17 protein-coding genes are annotated in these 13,655 nt (G+C 38.9%); 11 read left to right on the top strand and 6 right to left on the bottom strand.

Going from position 1 to position 13,655, the window contains the following annotated elements:
* Positions 1-322: 322 nt before the first annotated feature.
* The 5 genes from ACLBWE_RS16870 (at position 323) to bioD (ending at position 4,978) form a co-directional block, all read left to right on the top strand.
* Complete coding sequence (locus tag ACLBWE_RS16870; protein WP_447604051.1) at positions 323-1,054, top strand: hydrolase; 732 nt, start codon at positions 323-325, stop codon at positions 1,052-1,054.
* Between the two features lie 93 nt (positions 1,055-1,147).
* Positions 1,148-2,428, top strand: a complete 1,281-nt coding sequence (bioA, locus tag ACLBWE_RS16865) for an adenosylmethionine--8-amino-7-oxononanoate transaminase (protein ID WP_447604050.1) — start codon at positions 1,148-1,150, stop codon at positions 2,426-2,428.
* 1 nt (position 2,429) lies between these two features.
* The gene (locus ACLBWE_RS16860) at positions 2,430-3,587 is read left to right on the top strand and encodes an 8-amino-7-oxononanoate synthase (RefSeq protein WP_447604049.1); all 1,158 of its coding nucleotides are present in this window, start codon (positions 2,430-2,432) and stop codon (positions 3,585-3,587) included.
* Entirely contained in the window at positions 3,584-4,333 is a 750-nt protein-coding gene (gene bioC / locus ACLBWE_RS16855; protein ID WP_348951123.1) for a malonyl-ACP O-methyltransferase BioC, read from the top strand. The genes ACLBWE_RS16860 and bioC overlap by 4 nt, the downstream gene beginning before the upstream one ends.
* The gene (bioD, locus tag ACLBWE_RS16850; RefSeq protein WP_005048672.1) at positions 4,334-4,978 is read left to right on the top strand and encodes a dethiobiotin synthase; all 645 of its coding nucleotides are present in this window, start codon (positions 4,334-4,336) and stop codon (positions 4,976-4,978) included. It begins immediately after the preceding gene.
* Between the two features lie 64 nt (positions 4,979-5,042).
* Here bioD and rluB read toward each other — a convergent pair whose 3' ends face one another.
* From rluB to ACLBWE_RS16825, 5 genes are all read right to left on the bottom strand, one after another.
* Positions 5,043-5,966 carry a 23S rRNA pseudouridine(2605) synthase RluB gene (gene rluB / locus ACLBWE_RS16845; protein WP_003653361.1) on the bottom strand — a complete coding sequence of 308 codons (924 nt, stop codon included), beginning with the start codon at positions 5,964-5,966 and terminating at the stop codon, positions 5,043-5,045.
* A gap of 41 nt (positions 5,967-6,007) precedes the next feature.
* On the bottom strand, positions 6,008-6,601 hold the full coding sequence (gene scpB, locus ACLBWE_RS16840) for an SMC-Scp complex subunit ScpB (RefSeq protein WP_004641560.1): 594 nt from the start codon (positions 6,599-6,601) through the stop codon (positions 6,008-6,010).
* Positions 6,598-7,389 carry a segregation and condensation protein A gene (locus tag ACLBWE_RS16835; RefSeq protein ID WP_348951127.1) on the bottom strand — a complete coding sequence of 264 codons (792 nt, stop codon included), beginning with the start codon at positions 7,387-7,389 and terminating at the stop codon, positions 6,598-6,600. The genes scpB and ACLBWE_RS16835 overlap by 4 nt, the downstream gene beginning before the upstream one ends.
* A gap of 224 nt (positions 7,390-7,613) precedes the next feature.
* Positions 7,614-8,231 (bottom strand): L-threonylcarbamoyladenylate synthase, encoded by a 618-nt coding sequence (locus ACLBWE_RS16830; protein ID WP_003653356.1) that lies wholly within the window; start codon positions 8,229-8,231, stop codon positions 7,614-7,616.
* Positions 8,232-8,321: 90 nt separating this feature from the next.
* Positions 8,322-8,984 (bottom strand): elongation factor P hydroxylase, encoded by a 663-nt coding sequence (locus ACLBWE_RS16825; protein WP_348951129.1) that lies wholly within the window; start codon positions 8,982-8,984, stop codon positions 8,322-8,324.
* A gap of 96 nt (positions 8,985-9,080) precedes the next feature.
* Between ACLBWE_RS16825 and ACLBWE_RS16820 the strand changes: the two genes are divergently transcribed.
* From ACLBWE_RS16820 to lysM, 6 genes are all read left to right on the top strand, one after another.
* Positions 9,081-9,641, top strand: a complete 561-nt coding sequence (locus tag ACLBWE_RS16820; RefSeq protein WP_004641565.1) for a YceD family protein — start codon at positions 9,081-9,083, stop codon at positions 9,639-9,641.
* A 74-nt stretch (positions 9,642-9,715) separates the two neighbouring features.
* On the top strand, positions 9,716-9,901 hold the full coding sequence (rpmF, locus tag ACLBWE_RS16815; protein ID WP_000290730.1) for a 50S ribosomal protein L32: 186 nt from the start codon (positions 9,716-9,718) through the stop codon (positions 9,899-9,901).
* Between the two features lie 151 nt (positions 9,902-10,052).
* Positions 10,053-11,039, top strand: coding sequence for an ACP S-malonyltransferase (gene fabD / locus ACLBWE_RS16810; protein WP_133747963.1), 987 nt, complete (start codon positions 10,053-10,055; stop codon positions 11,037-11,039).
* Positions 11,036-11,770 carry a 3-oxoacyl-ACP reductase FabG gene (gene fabG / locus ACLBWE_RS16805; RefSeq protein WP_092709241.1) on the top strand — a complete coding sequence of 245 codons (735 nt, stop codon included), beginning with the start codon at positions 11,036-11,038 and terminating at the stop codon, positions 11,768-11,770. The genes fabD and fabG overlap by 4 nt, the downstream gene beginning before the upstream one ends.
* Before the next feature lie 83 nt (positions 11,771-11,853).
* On the top strand, positions 11,854-12,090 hold the full coding sequence (gene acpP, locus ACLBWE_RS16800) for an acyl carrier protein (protein WP_004641570.1): 237 nt from the start codon (positions 11,854-11,856) through the stop codon (positions 12,088-12,090).
* A gap of 185 nt (positions 12,091-12,275) precedes the next feature.
* A complete protein-coding gene (lysM, locus tag ACLBWE_RS16795; RefSeq protein ID WP_045436642.1) occupies positions 12,276-12,749 on the top strand; it encodes a peptidoglycan-binding protein LysM in 474 nt (157 codons plus the stop codon).
* Between the two features lie 43 nt (positions 12,750-12,792).
* Here the strand turns inward: lysM and ACLBWE_RS16790 are convergent, their stop codons facing one another.
* Positions 12,793-13,560: a hydroxymethylpyrimidine/phosphomethylpyrimidine kinase gene (locus ACLBWE_RS16790; protein ID WP_348951133.1), complete on the bottom strand. Its 768-nt coding sequence runs from the start codon at positions 13,558-13,560 to the stop codon at positions 12,793-12,795.
* Positions 13,561-13,655 lie beyond the last annotated feature (95 nt).

Genomic DNA, 13,655 nt, shown 5'->3' with positions numbered 1-13,655 from the left:
ATCTTCTAACATTAAAGTTAATTGATTAGTCATTTCTTTTAATAAAAAAACATAAGTATTAACATTAATTACATTGCATAATGGATTTATAGGCGAAGTGTGGAGTATGTTGTTTTTTGATTGGCTTCAATGTTTAGATAATTAAATTTTTGTATGTTTCCTATTAATAATGCGCGTTTTATTTATCAATATATTTCAGAATATTAATGGGTTTTAATGTATGATTTAAAATCAATATTTTTAAATTTTATGGCTGATTTTAAAAGATATTTTCTTAAAATATTAATATATAATTTGCACTAAATGAGCTTTGGGTAAGAATATGACGTTACAAAATAAAATTTTATTGATTACAGGATGGGGAGTAGGCGTGGAACCTTTGCAATCTCTAAAGTTGCATTTGGAAAAAACGGGTTTTGATATACAACTTATTAATATATTTGATGTTTTAACTGAAAGTTTCCAGAAACAGTTTAATTTATTGAATGATGTCGATACTGTAATTGGGTGGTCTTTAGGAGGTCAGTTAGCAGCTTACTTAGTTGATTCTTTTTATAAGAGCACTGGTCTAACTAAAACTTTAATTACACTTGCTTCTAATCCATGTTTTGTTGCCAACACTAATTGGCAGACTGCAATGCCTGCTGATGTGTTCAGTCAATTTAAAACTTCTTTTTTGCAAAACCAACAAGCCACTTTAAAGCGCTTTTATTATTTAATTACTCAAGGATCAGCACAAGCTAAAAAAGATTGGCTAAACATGCAAAATATAGCAAATCCACCCTCTTATGAGTTGTTATTACAAGGGTTAGAAATGTTAGAGCATCTAAACTTGGTAGATAACTTAAAAAATTACTCAGGTCCACAGCTTCATTTATTTGCAGAGCAAGATGGTGTCATTCCTTGCAAAATTGAGGAAAATTTTGCACATATCGCGACAGAAAAGATGAAATACAAAGTATTAAATGAAGCTACTCATGCTTTTCCATATCTACAAGTAGAACGAACAATTGAAGAAATCTGCCAATTTTTAACAATTCATCAGCAAAGTTAATCAGCTTTGATTGATATCGCAATTTTCTTTCATTCTTAACAGGTTTAACATGTGTTCAATGAAAGATTTGAACGCTGTAAAAGGGTAAATAGGATGACCGATAATTTTGATTTGGAACATATTTGGCATCCTTATACTTCAATCACCCAACCTTTACCAACATTTAAAGTTAAACGTGCCTATGGCGCGACGATTGAGTTAGATGATGGTAGGTCTTTAATTGATGGTATGTCATCTTGGTGGTGTGCGATTCACGGTTATAACCATCCTGAACTTAATCAGGCAGTGACCGATCAATTACAAAACATGTCTCACATCATGTTTGGTGGTTTAACGCATGACCCTGCAATTGAACTTGGAAAAATTCTTTTAAAAATTACCCCGCCAAGTCTCGATAAAATTTTCTATGCAGACTCTGGCTCTGTTGCCGTTGAAGTTGCTTTGAAAATGGCAGTGCAGTTTTGGACCGCTCAAGATAAACCGCAAAAAACAAATTTTATTACAACGCGTTCTGGCTACCATGGGGATACATGGAATGCGATGTCGGTGTGTGATCCAGTTACAGGCATGCATCAGATTTTTGGTACAAGCTTACCAAATCGTCTTTTTGTTGCAGCACCACAAACCAAATTTCATGAAGAATGGAATCCACAAGATATTGCAGAATTAGAACAAGCGATTCAGCAAAATCATGAGCATCTTGCAGCCTTAATTATTGAGCCGATTGTACAGGGTGCAGGCGGCATGCGTTTTTATCATCCTGAATATCTACGTCAAGCCAAAGCACTTTGTGAACAATATAATCTGTTATTAATTTTTGACGAAATTGCGACAGGCTTTGGGCGTACTGGTAAGCTCTTTGCGTGGGAACATGCACAGGTCGAGCCGGATATTATGTGCATAGGTAAAGGGCTAACAGGCGGTTATATGACATTGTCGGCAACTTTAACGACGAAGCATGTTGCCGAGACCATTAGTCGGGGTGAGGCTGGCATATTTATGCATGGTCCAACCTTTATGGCTAACCCACTTGCTTGTGCTGTTGCCTTAAAAAGTACGCAATTATTAATTGAGCAAGATTGGCAAGCCAATATTGAGCGAATTGAACAACAACTTACTCAATACTTAACACCACTCAATCAGCTTGATTATGTTGCTGATGTAAGAGTATTGGGGGCAATAGGGGTAGTTGAACTCACTGTTAATGTTGATATGAAAACGTTGCAGCAACAGTTTGTTGATCGTGGAATTTGGATTCGTCCTTTTGGTAAATTGGTGTATGTAATGCCACCTTATGTGATTACCAGTCAGGAATTAAGCTATTTGCTTGAGCAGATGGTTGAGGTTGTTGAAACCATGCAGGGAGTGCATTGAAATGTCGTTGCTTGATCATTTTGCTATCGAATTAGATGAACTAAAACAACACGGCAATTTCAGACAGTTCACTCAAAATGTACAGCATGAGCGTTTTATTACGATTCAAAATAAAACGATGCTGAACTTGGCTTCAAACGATTATCTTGGATTAGCTGCAGATGTAAAACTTCGTGAAGAGTTTTTAGAAAATTTTCCAGTCGAACGTAGCTATTTTAGTTCTTCATCATCACGTTTATTAACGGGTAATTTTGAAGAATATGAACAATTAGAAAATAGCCTAAGCCAAGCATTTGGTGGTCGGGCAGCACTATTATTTAATAGTGGCTACCATATGAATATTGGTATTTTGCCAGCTGTTGCCGATGGGAAAACTTTAATTTTGGCTGATAAGCTGGTTCATGCGAGCATGATCGACGGTATACGTTTATCGGGTGCGCAATATGTACGTTATCGCCATAATGATTTGCAGCACCTAGAGCAACTTTTGCAAAAATATCATGATGATGACAAGATTGAACGAATCATTGTGGTCACAGAAAGTATTTTCAGTATGGATGGTGATGAAACTGATTTAGCCGCTTTAGTGCAGCTAAAAAAACGCTTTGCCAAAACTATGCTGTATGTTGATGAAGCACATTCAATTGGTGTGCGTGGCGAACAAGGTTTAGGGTGTGCTGAACAATATAATGTCATTCACGATATTGATTTTTTAGTGGGGACATTAGGTAAAGCACTAGCAGCAGTGGGGGGATACATTATTTGTCACCCAATTATTAAAGACTATTTAATTAATAAAATGCGTCCGCTTATTTTCAGTACTGCTCAACCGCCGATTGTGATGGCTTGGGCAGACTTTATTTTTCAAAAAGTATTAGTTGCTCAATCTCAGCGTGAACATTTAAAAAATATTAGCCAATATCTTCAACAAGCTGTTGTGCAAAAGGGTTATGTAAGTCCATCGACCAGCCATATTATTCCAGTCATTGTGGGAGAAAGTCAGGCTGCTATCGATAAGGCAAAGCAGGTTCAGCAAAGTGGTTTTTATGCCATGCCTGTGCGCCCACCAACAGTACCTAAAAATAGTTCGCGTTTGCGTATTTCTTTAACGTCAATGGTACAGCAACATGAGCTTGAAGAATTGGTGAGTTTTCTGTGAGTCTGAATAAAAACTTGGTTGCCCAGCGTTTTGCCAAAGCGGGGCAAAGCTATTCAGAGCATGCAATTGTTCAAAAACAAATTTGCCAAAATTTAACGGTTTTACTCCAGCAGTTTTGCCCTACAACGATGTCACGTGTCTTTGAAATTGGTTGTGGTTCTGGCAATTTAACTCGTCTTATTGCTGCATCTTTTCAGATTGAAGAGTTAATTTTGAATGACTTGTATGCAGATGTGCAACAGCACTTTAACCATCAAGAAAATTTGAAATGGTTGATTGGGGATGTTGAAACTTTAGTGTTTCCGCAGCAGCTCGACATGATCGTTTCTGGTTCGGCTTTGCAATGGATGCAAGATTTACCTCGTGTACTTCAACATTGTCATACTGCTTTAAATGAAAAAGGCTGGTTATGTTTTTCAACTTTTGGGCCAAGAAACTTAACCGAGATTAAAGAATTAACAGGGCAAGGTTTAAGTTATTGGTCTATTGAAAATTGGAACAATGCCTTAACTTTGGCGGGTTTTGAAGTTCTGCATTTGTCTGAGTCAGAAGCCCAACTCTATTTCGATTCGCCTAAAGCTGTATTGCAGCATTTAAAAGCAACAGGTGTGACTGCAACTGCTCAGCATCGTTGGACTAAGCAAACTTTACAACAGTTTTATCAAGATTATGATCGGTTTAAGCATGCTGAGGGATATTCCTTAACATATCATCCGATCTATTGTATTGCCCGGAGAATGAAGTAAATGAGTGGTCAGATCTATTTTGTGAGTGGGATTGATACCGAAATTGGTAAGACCTACGCTACAGGCTTTTTAGCAAAATTATGGACTGAGCAGGGTAAAAAAGTGATTACCCAAAAACTCATTCAGACGGGTAATGCTGATATTTCTGAAGATATTGAAAAGCATCGTGAAATTATGGGACAGGGTTGGTTTCAAGAAGATCATGAAAAGCTCACCATGCCGGAAATTTTTAGTTATCCTGCTTCGCCTCATCTGGCAACACGCCTAGATAACAGAGAAATTGACTTTCAAAAAATTGAAAATGCAACTCAAACATTAGCTGAGCGTTTTGATATTGTTTTACTCGAAGGGGCTGGTGGATTAATGGTGCCATTAACTACAAGTTTACTCACCATCGATTATATTGCTCAGCACCAGTTCCCCGTTATTTTAGTAACATCGGGTCGTTTAGGAAGTATTAACCATACTTTACTTAGTCTTGAAGCGCTCAAGTCTCGTGGACTGAAGTTGCAAGCTTTGGTATATAACTTAAAAGATGAATCAAAAGATCCATTAATTTCTCAAGATACGTCAAATTATTTGAAAGACTATTTAGCAATTCATTTCCCTGAAGCTGAGTGGATTGAGTTGGCAAAAATGAATTAATTTAAAATAGGCTATAAAAAAACCGCTCTTATAAGAGCGGTTTTTTTATGCATTATTTAATATTTTAGAATTTCTTAGAACCACGGTTAAAACCAGTCGATTTGCGTTGGTTACCAGTATTTACAGGAGCTTCTTTTTCATCATCGCGACGTTGTTGACGCAAGAAACCACCACGACGAGCTGCCATTGGTTTTTCAGTCATACGGTCAGTACGACGTTTTGCCATACCAAATAAACCTGTACCTTGACGTGGTTTTAATTCAACTGATTTTGCTAGATTATCGATATCAGTTTTATCAAGTTCCATCCAGCGGCCAGTACGTAATTCGCGTGGTAAAATAACTGTACCGTAGCGTGTACGCAATAAGCGGCTTACTTTAAGTTCTTGTGATTCAAAAATACGACGAACCTCACGGTTACGACCTTCTTTCACCACTACTTGGTACCAGCGGTTAATACCTTCACCACCAATTTCCGAGAAAGACTCAAATTTAGCTGGACCATCTTCAAGCTCTACACCAGTTACCATTTTTTGGCGTATTTTAGGCGTTACTTCACCCATAACTCGAACAGCATATTCACGTTCAATTTCATTTGATGGGTGCATTAAGCGGTTAGCAAGCTCACCATCATTTGTGAACAACAATAAACCAGTACTGTTAATATCTAGACGACCTACCATTACCCAGCGGTCATTTGCAATTTGTGGTAAATGATCAAATACGGTTGGGCGTTTTTCAGGGTCATTACGTGAACAGATTTCGCCCTCTGGCTTATAGTAAATCAATACACGACGACGAATTTCGTCTTCAATTTGAAACTGAACTTTACGGCCATCAATGCGTAATTCATCGCCTGGTTCAATGCGCTCACCCACTTGGGCAACACGGCCGTTCACACTCACGCGTCCTGCGGCAATAACCTCTTCCATATATCGGCGGGAACCTAATCCGATCCGCGCTAATACTTTTTGCAATTTTTCACTCATGACAGCACAACCTTAGACATAATGATCAACAGTCCACCTCTTTATGATTTCGGTGCATTTGCATCGAGGGCCATAAAGGCTTCCTTGGCGTTCTGTAGGGGAGGCAATTGGCCTAGCGAAGCTAGACCAAAAGCATTCAGAAACTGAGGCGTTGTAATTAGCAACGCAGGTCTTCCGGGTAAATCTCTAAAACCGGCTTCTTTAATCCAGTTCCAGTCAAATAGTGTTCTAAGAATCTGACTATTATTAGACACACCACGAATTTGTTCAATATCAGCGCGGGTAACCGGTTGATGATAAGCAATGACGGCCAGTGTTTCTAGTAATGAAGGCGACAGTTTTGTTGGTCGCTCTGGCCATATTTGCGCAATAATACTACGATATTTAGATCTTACCTGAAAGCGAAACCCTTGCGCTGTTTCAATCAACTCAATAGATCGGCCATGTTGTAATAGCGCAAGCTGTTGTAAAAGTTGACGAAGCTGTTGTTTATTATACTGATTATTAAATGCTTCTTTTAAACGGGCAATTGAAACGGGTGCTTCACTGGCAAAAATAATTGCTTCAAGTTGTAATAAGACTTCGTGATGAATGTCAGCTAATGACAAATCACTATTATTTTGTTCAAAGCTCATATTGAAGATCCTTGAATTGCAAGGGGAGCTTCAATACCAGAGGCAATAATTTTAACTCGCTGTTGTCGGGTTAACTCTAAAACAGCCATAAAAGTCACAACCATTCCCATGCGACCTTGCAAAGGATTGAGTAATTCTTTAAAACTTAACACGTCACCAGACTCTAATTTCTCTTCAATATATGCAATGCGTTCTTCGAGTAATACAGGCTCTTGAGCCACGACATGAATAACGGGTTCTGGGCGATTAAACACACAGAACAATGCATCATGTAATGCTGAAATATCATAGCCTTCATAAACAGGAGCGATATGACCTAAGCTTACATTTACACTGAATGTATCACGCTCAAGAATGGGCATTTGACCTAAACGCTCAGCCGCTTGCTTAATGCGTAGATAAGTTTCAAGTCGATCAATAAGTTCCTGTTTAGGATCTTTTTCAATACTTATAACCGTAGGTTTTGGCAAAAGTAGACGAGATTTCAGGTCAGCCAATAAAGCTGCCATCACCATATAATCAGCGGTCAGCTCAATATTTAACGACTTCATACTATCCATATAGGTTAAATATTGAGTTGCTATAGGAGCGATATCGACTTGAATTAAATCAAAACCGTTTTTTTGAATCAGATAAATTAAAAAATCTAGTGGACCTTCAAACTGTTCGAGCAAAATCTCAAATGCAGCAGGAGGTATATAGAGATCTTCAGGAATTTTGTCATGCCACTCATCTAAAACACGGATGTGTGGAGCGTCTTCCATGGATTGATGAAGTGATTGATTCATTACGATTATAAGCCACGCGAATTTTCAAAAGCATGAGACTTGTTATTCAAGTCAAAGAGAGCTGTAAATAGAAGAACAGCAGATAGTGGAAATCATTCTAAATGAATTGTGCCTTTTAATAAATTACTTAACGACTAAAGTGTAAAAAAAATCCAAAATAAATAAAGAGTATTTTTTTGAGTGATAATACTTTTTTTAAAACTATTGGTAAAAATTGTAAGTGCTTATTCAAAAGCACTTACATCGCCAATACCACGGCGAATAATTTCAGGATGTTCACCCGATAAATCAACAATACTTGTGCTTGTTAAAGTGCCGAAACCGCCATCAATAAATACATCAATTCTTTTATCTAATTGATTTTCAATATCGTATGGATCGTCTAGGGGATCTTCTTGTCCTGGTAAAATTAATGTACTGGTGAGTAGGGGTTCACCAAGTTCTTTTAATAGAGCCTGACAAATTGGGTTACTTGGAATACGTAAGCCAATGGTTTTCTTTTTAGGGTGCATCAACCTACGAGGAACTTCACTGGTTGCAGGTAAAATGAAAGTCGTAATGGCTGGGGTATTTGCTTTCAATAAACGATAAGTTGCATTATCAACTTTTGCATAAGTTGCTATGTCAGATAAATCGCAGCACATAATTGCATATTGGTGCTTCGGCCCTAAACCGCGAATCTGCGCAATACGTTCCATAGCATTTTTATTACCGATCTGACAGCCAATTGCGTAGGCAGCATCGGTAGGGTAAACCACAACATCTCCCGCACGAATACGTTCAACCGCTTGGCTAATGAGGCGTTGCTGTGGATTTTCAGGATGTACATGTAAATGCATCATATTTTGGAGACTCCATCACGCCAGTGTTAAAAATAATTATTAGGCTTTTTAAATGAACTAGACAAGTAGTGAACGTAGTTTTTTTGTCAATTAATCAAGGAGTTCACGTTTGAATTCATTTAATTGTAATGGTGTACCCGAACGTGTACATTGGCAAATAAAGCCAATAAACGCTGCTGCATCACGTGGCAACTTGGCTTCACCTGAAAAGTAACGTTGTACTTGAGCATAAACATTATCTTTAAATATTTTGCCATCTCCGCCATCACCTGTCAGGTTATCAAGCGAAACTCTAAACTTTCTACCAAAAGACTGAGAGAACAACCATTCAATTGCCTGCGGCTTAATTTCTACTTGTTCAAATAGACTTTGTTGCTCTTGAGTGCGACCATCCGGTGCATACCAATATCCTAAATCAGGTAATAGGCGGCGTTTTTCACCAGCGATCGACCAATGACTGATTTCGTGAAGGGCACTGTTAAAAAAACCATGGGCGAATTGGATTTTAGCCGGGCCCTGATTTGTTACCGGGAAATATTCTGGTTCAAAATCTCCACGAACTAATGTCACATTATGGTGGGAAAACCAGTGATTAAAGTGTAAAATAAGCCAATCGACTTGCTCAGACTCTGATTTTGAGCTTGACCATGGTGAGAGTTGCACCGTGTCAGGTACAAGAGTGTTCTGATGAGTTGAATGGGTGCAAACGAGTAATGAAGAGTTAACTTCAGGTTGCGGCTGCAACAGGTGCATTGCTTAATTTACCCCGAGTTCTGTCTAAAGAAGTGCAAAATTGTATCTTAATCTTTGACAGAGTACCGATGAATTTGTAGAATTGCCGCCTTAATTATGTCAGCAAATACCTTTCCGGCACAGATTGAGCCGTTTAAATGGGCTGAACAAGGCTTTACATGGTCAGGTCAACTGCCCCTGTCTCGCTTTGCTCGTATCGCTCGTGAAGCTGTTGGATCAATTGATAACCAATTGATCAACATAGACTGTAAGCTATCAATGGATGCATATCATCGCATTGTGTGGATGGATGGTCATATGGACACGAAAGTTCCAATGGAGTGCCAACGTTGTTTGGAACCTGTTGAAATGCCTCTTGTCTTAGACTTCCATATTGCATTAATGGATGATGAGTCACTGATAGAGCGCTTGGATGAGGATGCTGATTTCATCGTTTTAGGTGAAAGTGAGTTTACGACGAAAGGTGATTATGATACGCCAGCCTCGATTAACTTACTCGCACTACTAGAAGATGAACTGTTATTGTTGGTGCCTTTATCTCCCAAGCATGATGCTTGTGAAAATAAACATCAACCTACCATTCAAAATGTTGTTGAAGAAAAACGGGATAATCCGTTTGATGTTTTGGCAGGTTTGAAGGGTAAACTTAACTCATAATTTGTGATATAATTGTGAGATAAGACAACTGAATTTGTTCTGATCCATTTTTTCGATCTTTGTAAGGAGCCATCATGGCCGTTCAGCAAAACCGTAAAAGTCGCTCTCGCCGTGACATGCGCCGTTCACATGACGCTTTAACCGAGAATGCATTAACAGTAGACCAAGCAACTGGTGAAACTCATCGTCGTCACCACGTGACTAAAGACGGTTTCTACCGTGGTCGTCAATTATTCGCTAAAGCAGCTGATGCTGAATAATTGTATGATATGCATTAAGCGTGATGCTTAAGTATAGAAAAAATGGGAGCGAAAGCTCCCTTTTTTTGTTGTTTTTCGCAATTATAAAAATATAAATAACATGTTAAATTTCCGCTCCAGAAATGAGTGAAAACCCAAAAAAGGATTTCTTATGTCTGCTAAACGTCTTGAACAAGTAGCTTTAGCCACAAAAACTGCGTTTGTGTTTCCAGGTCAAGGTTCACAAAAAGTCGGTATGCTTGCTGAACTAGCAGAACAGTTTAGTGGGGTTGGGCAAACCTTTGCTGAAGCTTCAGATGCGCTTGGATTCGATCTGTGGCATATCGCGCAAAGTGGTGAAGGCCTCAACCAAACAGAAAATACCCAACCTGTGTTATTAACTGCCAGTATCGCTCTATGGCGTGTATGGCTTGATTTAGGCGGTCTGGCACCTAAGTATCTTGCAGGACATTCTCTAGGTGAATACAGTGCTTTGGTTGCTGCAGAATCTATGAGCTTGGCAGATGCAGTGAAACTAGTGAATTTGCGTGGCAAACTCATGCAAAGTGCTGTTCCTCAAGGTGAAGGGGCTATGGCTGCAATCCTTGGTTTGGCTGATGAAAAAGTGGTTGAACTTTGCCAAATCGTGAATGCAGAAGGTCAAGGTTCAGTAGAAGCTGCAAACTATAATTCACAAGGCCAAGTAGTGATTGCTGGAAGTGCAGCATCTGTACAACAAGTGATGGCTTTGGCAAAAGAGCAGTCTGCTAAGGCAATTGCTTTACCTGTGTCGGTTCCTTCGCATTGTTCATTGATGAAACCTGCTGCTGAAAAATTTGCAGAAGCTTTGGAACAAACTGCCATTGAGCTGCCTACCATTCCTGTAATACAAAATGTCAACGCGGGAATAGCTACCGATGTTGCTCAATTGCGTCAGGCGTTAACTGCTCAATTGTACCAATCTGTACAATGGACAGACACGATGCAGTTTTTACAAGACCAAGGTATTCACTACGTTGTTGAGTGTGGACCTGGTACAGTATTGAGTAATCTCGCGAAGCGTTTACCAAATATAGAAAAAGCTTTTGCTATTGATAGCAAGAGTAAAATGGAAGATGCCCTAAATGCTGTTTTAGTGGCAGAAGGAAAAATTGCATGACACAAGAACGCAAAGTTGCATTAGTAACGGGCGCGAGTCGGGGCATTGGCGCTGCAATTGCCCAGCAACTTATTCAAGACGGTTATTTTGTTGTAGGTACTGCGACATCTGAATCTGGTGCACAAAAGTTAAGTGAAAGCTTTGGTGAGCAAGGTGCAGGTTTAGCTCTCGATGTGCGTAATCTCGATGAGATTGAAGCAGTCGTTTCTCATATTGAACAGAACTATGGCCCTGTGCTTGTTTTGGTTAATAATGCGGGTATCACGAAAGACAATTTATTGCTACGTATGTCAGAAGATGATTGGGATGACATTCTCAACATTCACCTTAAAGCCGTATATCGTTTATCTAAACGTGTGCTTAAAGGTATGACAAAAGCGCGCTTTGGCCGCATTATTAATATTAGTTCTGTTGTTGCACATTTTGCAAACCCAGGTCAGGCGAACTACTCTGCTGCAAAAGCAGGTATTGAAGCGTTTAGCCGTAGTCTTGCAAAAGAGATGGGTAGCCGCCAAATCACTGTGAACAGTGTGGCACCAGGCTTCATTGCAACAGAAATGACAGATGCACTTAGTGAAGAAATTCGCAAAAAAATGAGTGATCAAGTGGCTTTAAATCGCTTAGGCGAGCCACAAGATATCGCAAATGCGGTGAGTTTCCTTGCAAGTGATAAAGCAGGTTACATTACCGGTACGGTATTACATGTAAATGGTGGTTTATACATGGCCTAGGGCTGATGTATAACTTTTAAAAATTTTTATATTCAATTAAACTAGTGGCAAATCAAACGCCACGAGCAATGAGGAGAATTCCTGTGAGCGATATCGAACTACGCGTTAAGCAAGCAGTTGCAGAACAACTTGGTCTTAAAGCTGAAGAGATTAAAAACGAAGCATCTTTTATGGATGACTTAGGTGCTGACTCTTTAGATTTAGTTGAACTTGTAATGTCTTTCGAAAACGACTTCGACATCACTATCCCTGATGAAGATTCAAACGAAATCACTACAGTTCAATCTGCAATTGACTATGTAACTAAAAAACTTGGTTAATTCGCATATTGCTGAATAAAAAGAAGGCCACCGTAAGGTGGCTTTTTTTATTTGAGTAAAATAAAAGAGATACATATTTTTACAAGATCAACCTCAATTGATAGCAGAGGCTTATCTTTTTTGAAGTATAACAATAAGGGTCAGTTTAATGACTTTACTATAAACAATAATATGAGGACTAAAAGATGGGTCTTTTTGATTTTGTAAAAGGTATTGGTAAGAAAAATACCGCACCAGCAGAACCACAACCAGCTCCGGCAACACCAGCAGAACCTTCTGCACAAGAAATCGCAAATAAATTATTAGGATTAATTAAAAGTTTAGGCCTAGGGGTGGAGGGTTTATCTGTAACGTATAACGGTGCAACTGATACCGCAATCATTAAAGGACAGGTAAAAAGCCAAGCGGATAAAGAGAAAATTATTCTTATTGTTGGGAATATTGATCATGTTGCACAAGTAGATGATCAAATGACCGTTGCAACTCCTGAACCAGAAAGTAAATTCTACACAGTAAAATCTGGTGATAACCTTTCAAAAATTGCTAAAGAATTTTACGGTGATGCAAATCAGTATCCAAAAATCTTTGAAGCAAACAAACCAATGCTTAAAGATCCAGATGAAATCTTCCCAGGACAGGTTTTACGTATTCCTCAATAATTGAGGGTAATAAAAAAGGCGCTTTTAGCGCCTTTTTCTTTTTCTAGAATCTTTTTGGTATTTTTTGCCCATTTGCTACCGGAGTCTCGGCGTTCTTTAAAACACCAAATAACCATGTTTCAGCATGTTGAACTGCAATTTTTAAAGAATCATCTAAAGCCAAACGACCAGCAATAAAACTAGCTAAAGAACAACCTGAACCGTGATACTCACCGTCTAAGCGGGGGCAACTACTACTCGCTGCAAGTTCACCATTAATATATAAACTATTTTTAATATAATCTGGTGTATCTTCGTGTCCACCTTTGACTAAAACAGCTTTTGCGCCCATTTCAAATAGCTTTTGCGTTGCTTGTTCTAAGTCATCGACACCCGTGAGAGCACGTAATTCGACTGTATTTGGAGTAATAATAGTGGCTAGGGGAATAAGCTCAACGAAAGCTTTGACAAGAGTTGCTTGATCACCTAAAGAGCCCCCGCTGTTTGCCACCAAAACAGGATCGAGTACATATTGATATTCTGGATGGGCACGAAGAAACTCCGCTAAGGCAGCAATGTTATCTGTGGTGCCAAGCATGCCTGACTTAACGCATTTAATCGGCAAATCACCTACAACGGCATTTGCTTGAGCTAATAATAGTTCTTTTGAGGTTGCTTCGAAGCCAAATACTTGTTGTGAGTTTTGTATGGTGAGGGCTGTACATGCAATCGCTGCATGAGCACCACTTTGTCCAATCGCTTCAATATCAGCTTGTAAACCTGCACCACCTGAAGGGTCTAAACCCGAGAAACAAAGTACGGTTGGACGCACGGTTATTTCCTTTTCAATTTAAATTTACGTTAGTATAAGAGAGTTTGATTAAACTCTCGACCAATTGAATTAAATACTTTACTGGGTTAATGATT

The sequence above is a fragment of the Acinetobacter sp. M5A5_2a genome, assembly GCF_053345265.1.
The sequence above is the reverse complement of the archived record's forward strand: the minus strand, read 5'-3'. Positions and strand labels throughout refer to the sequence as shown.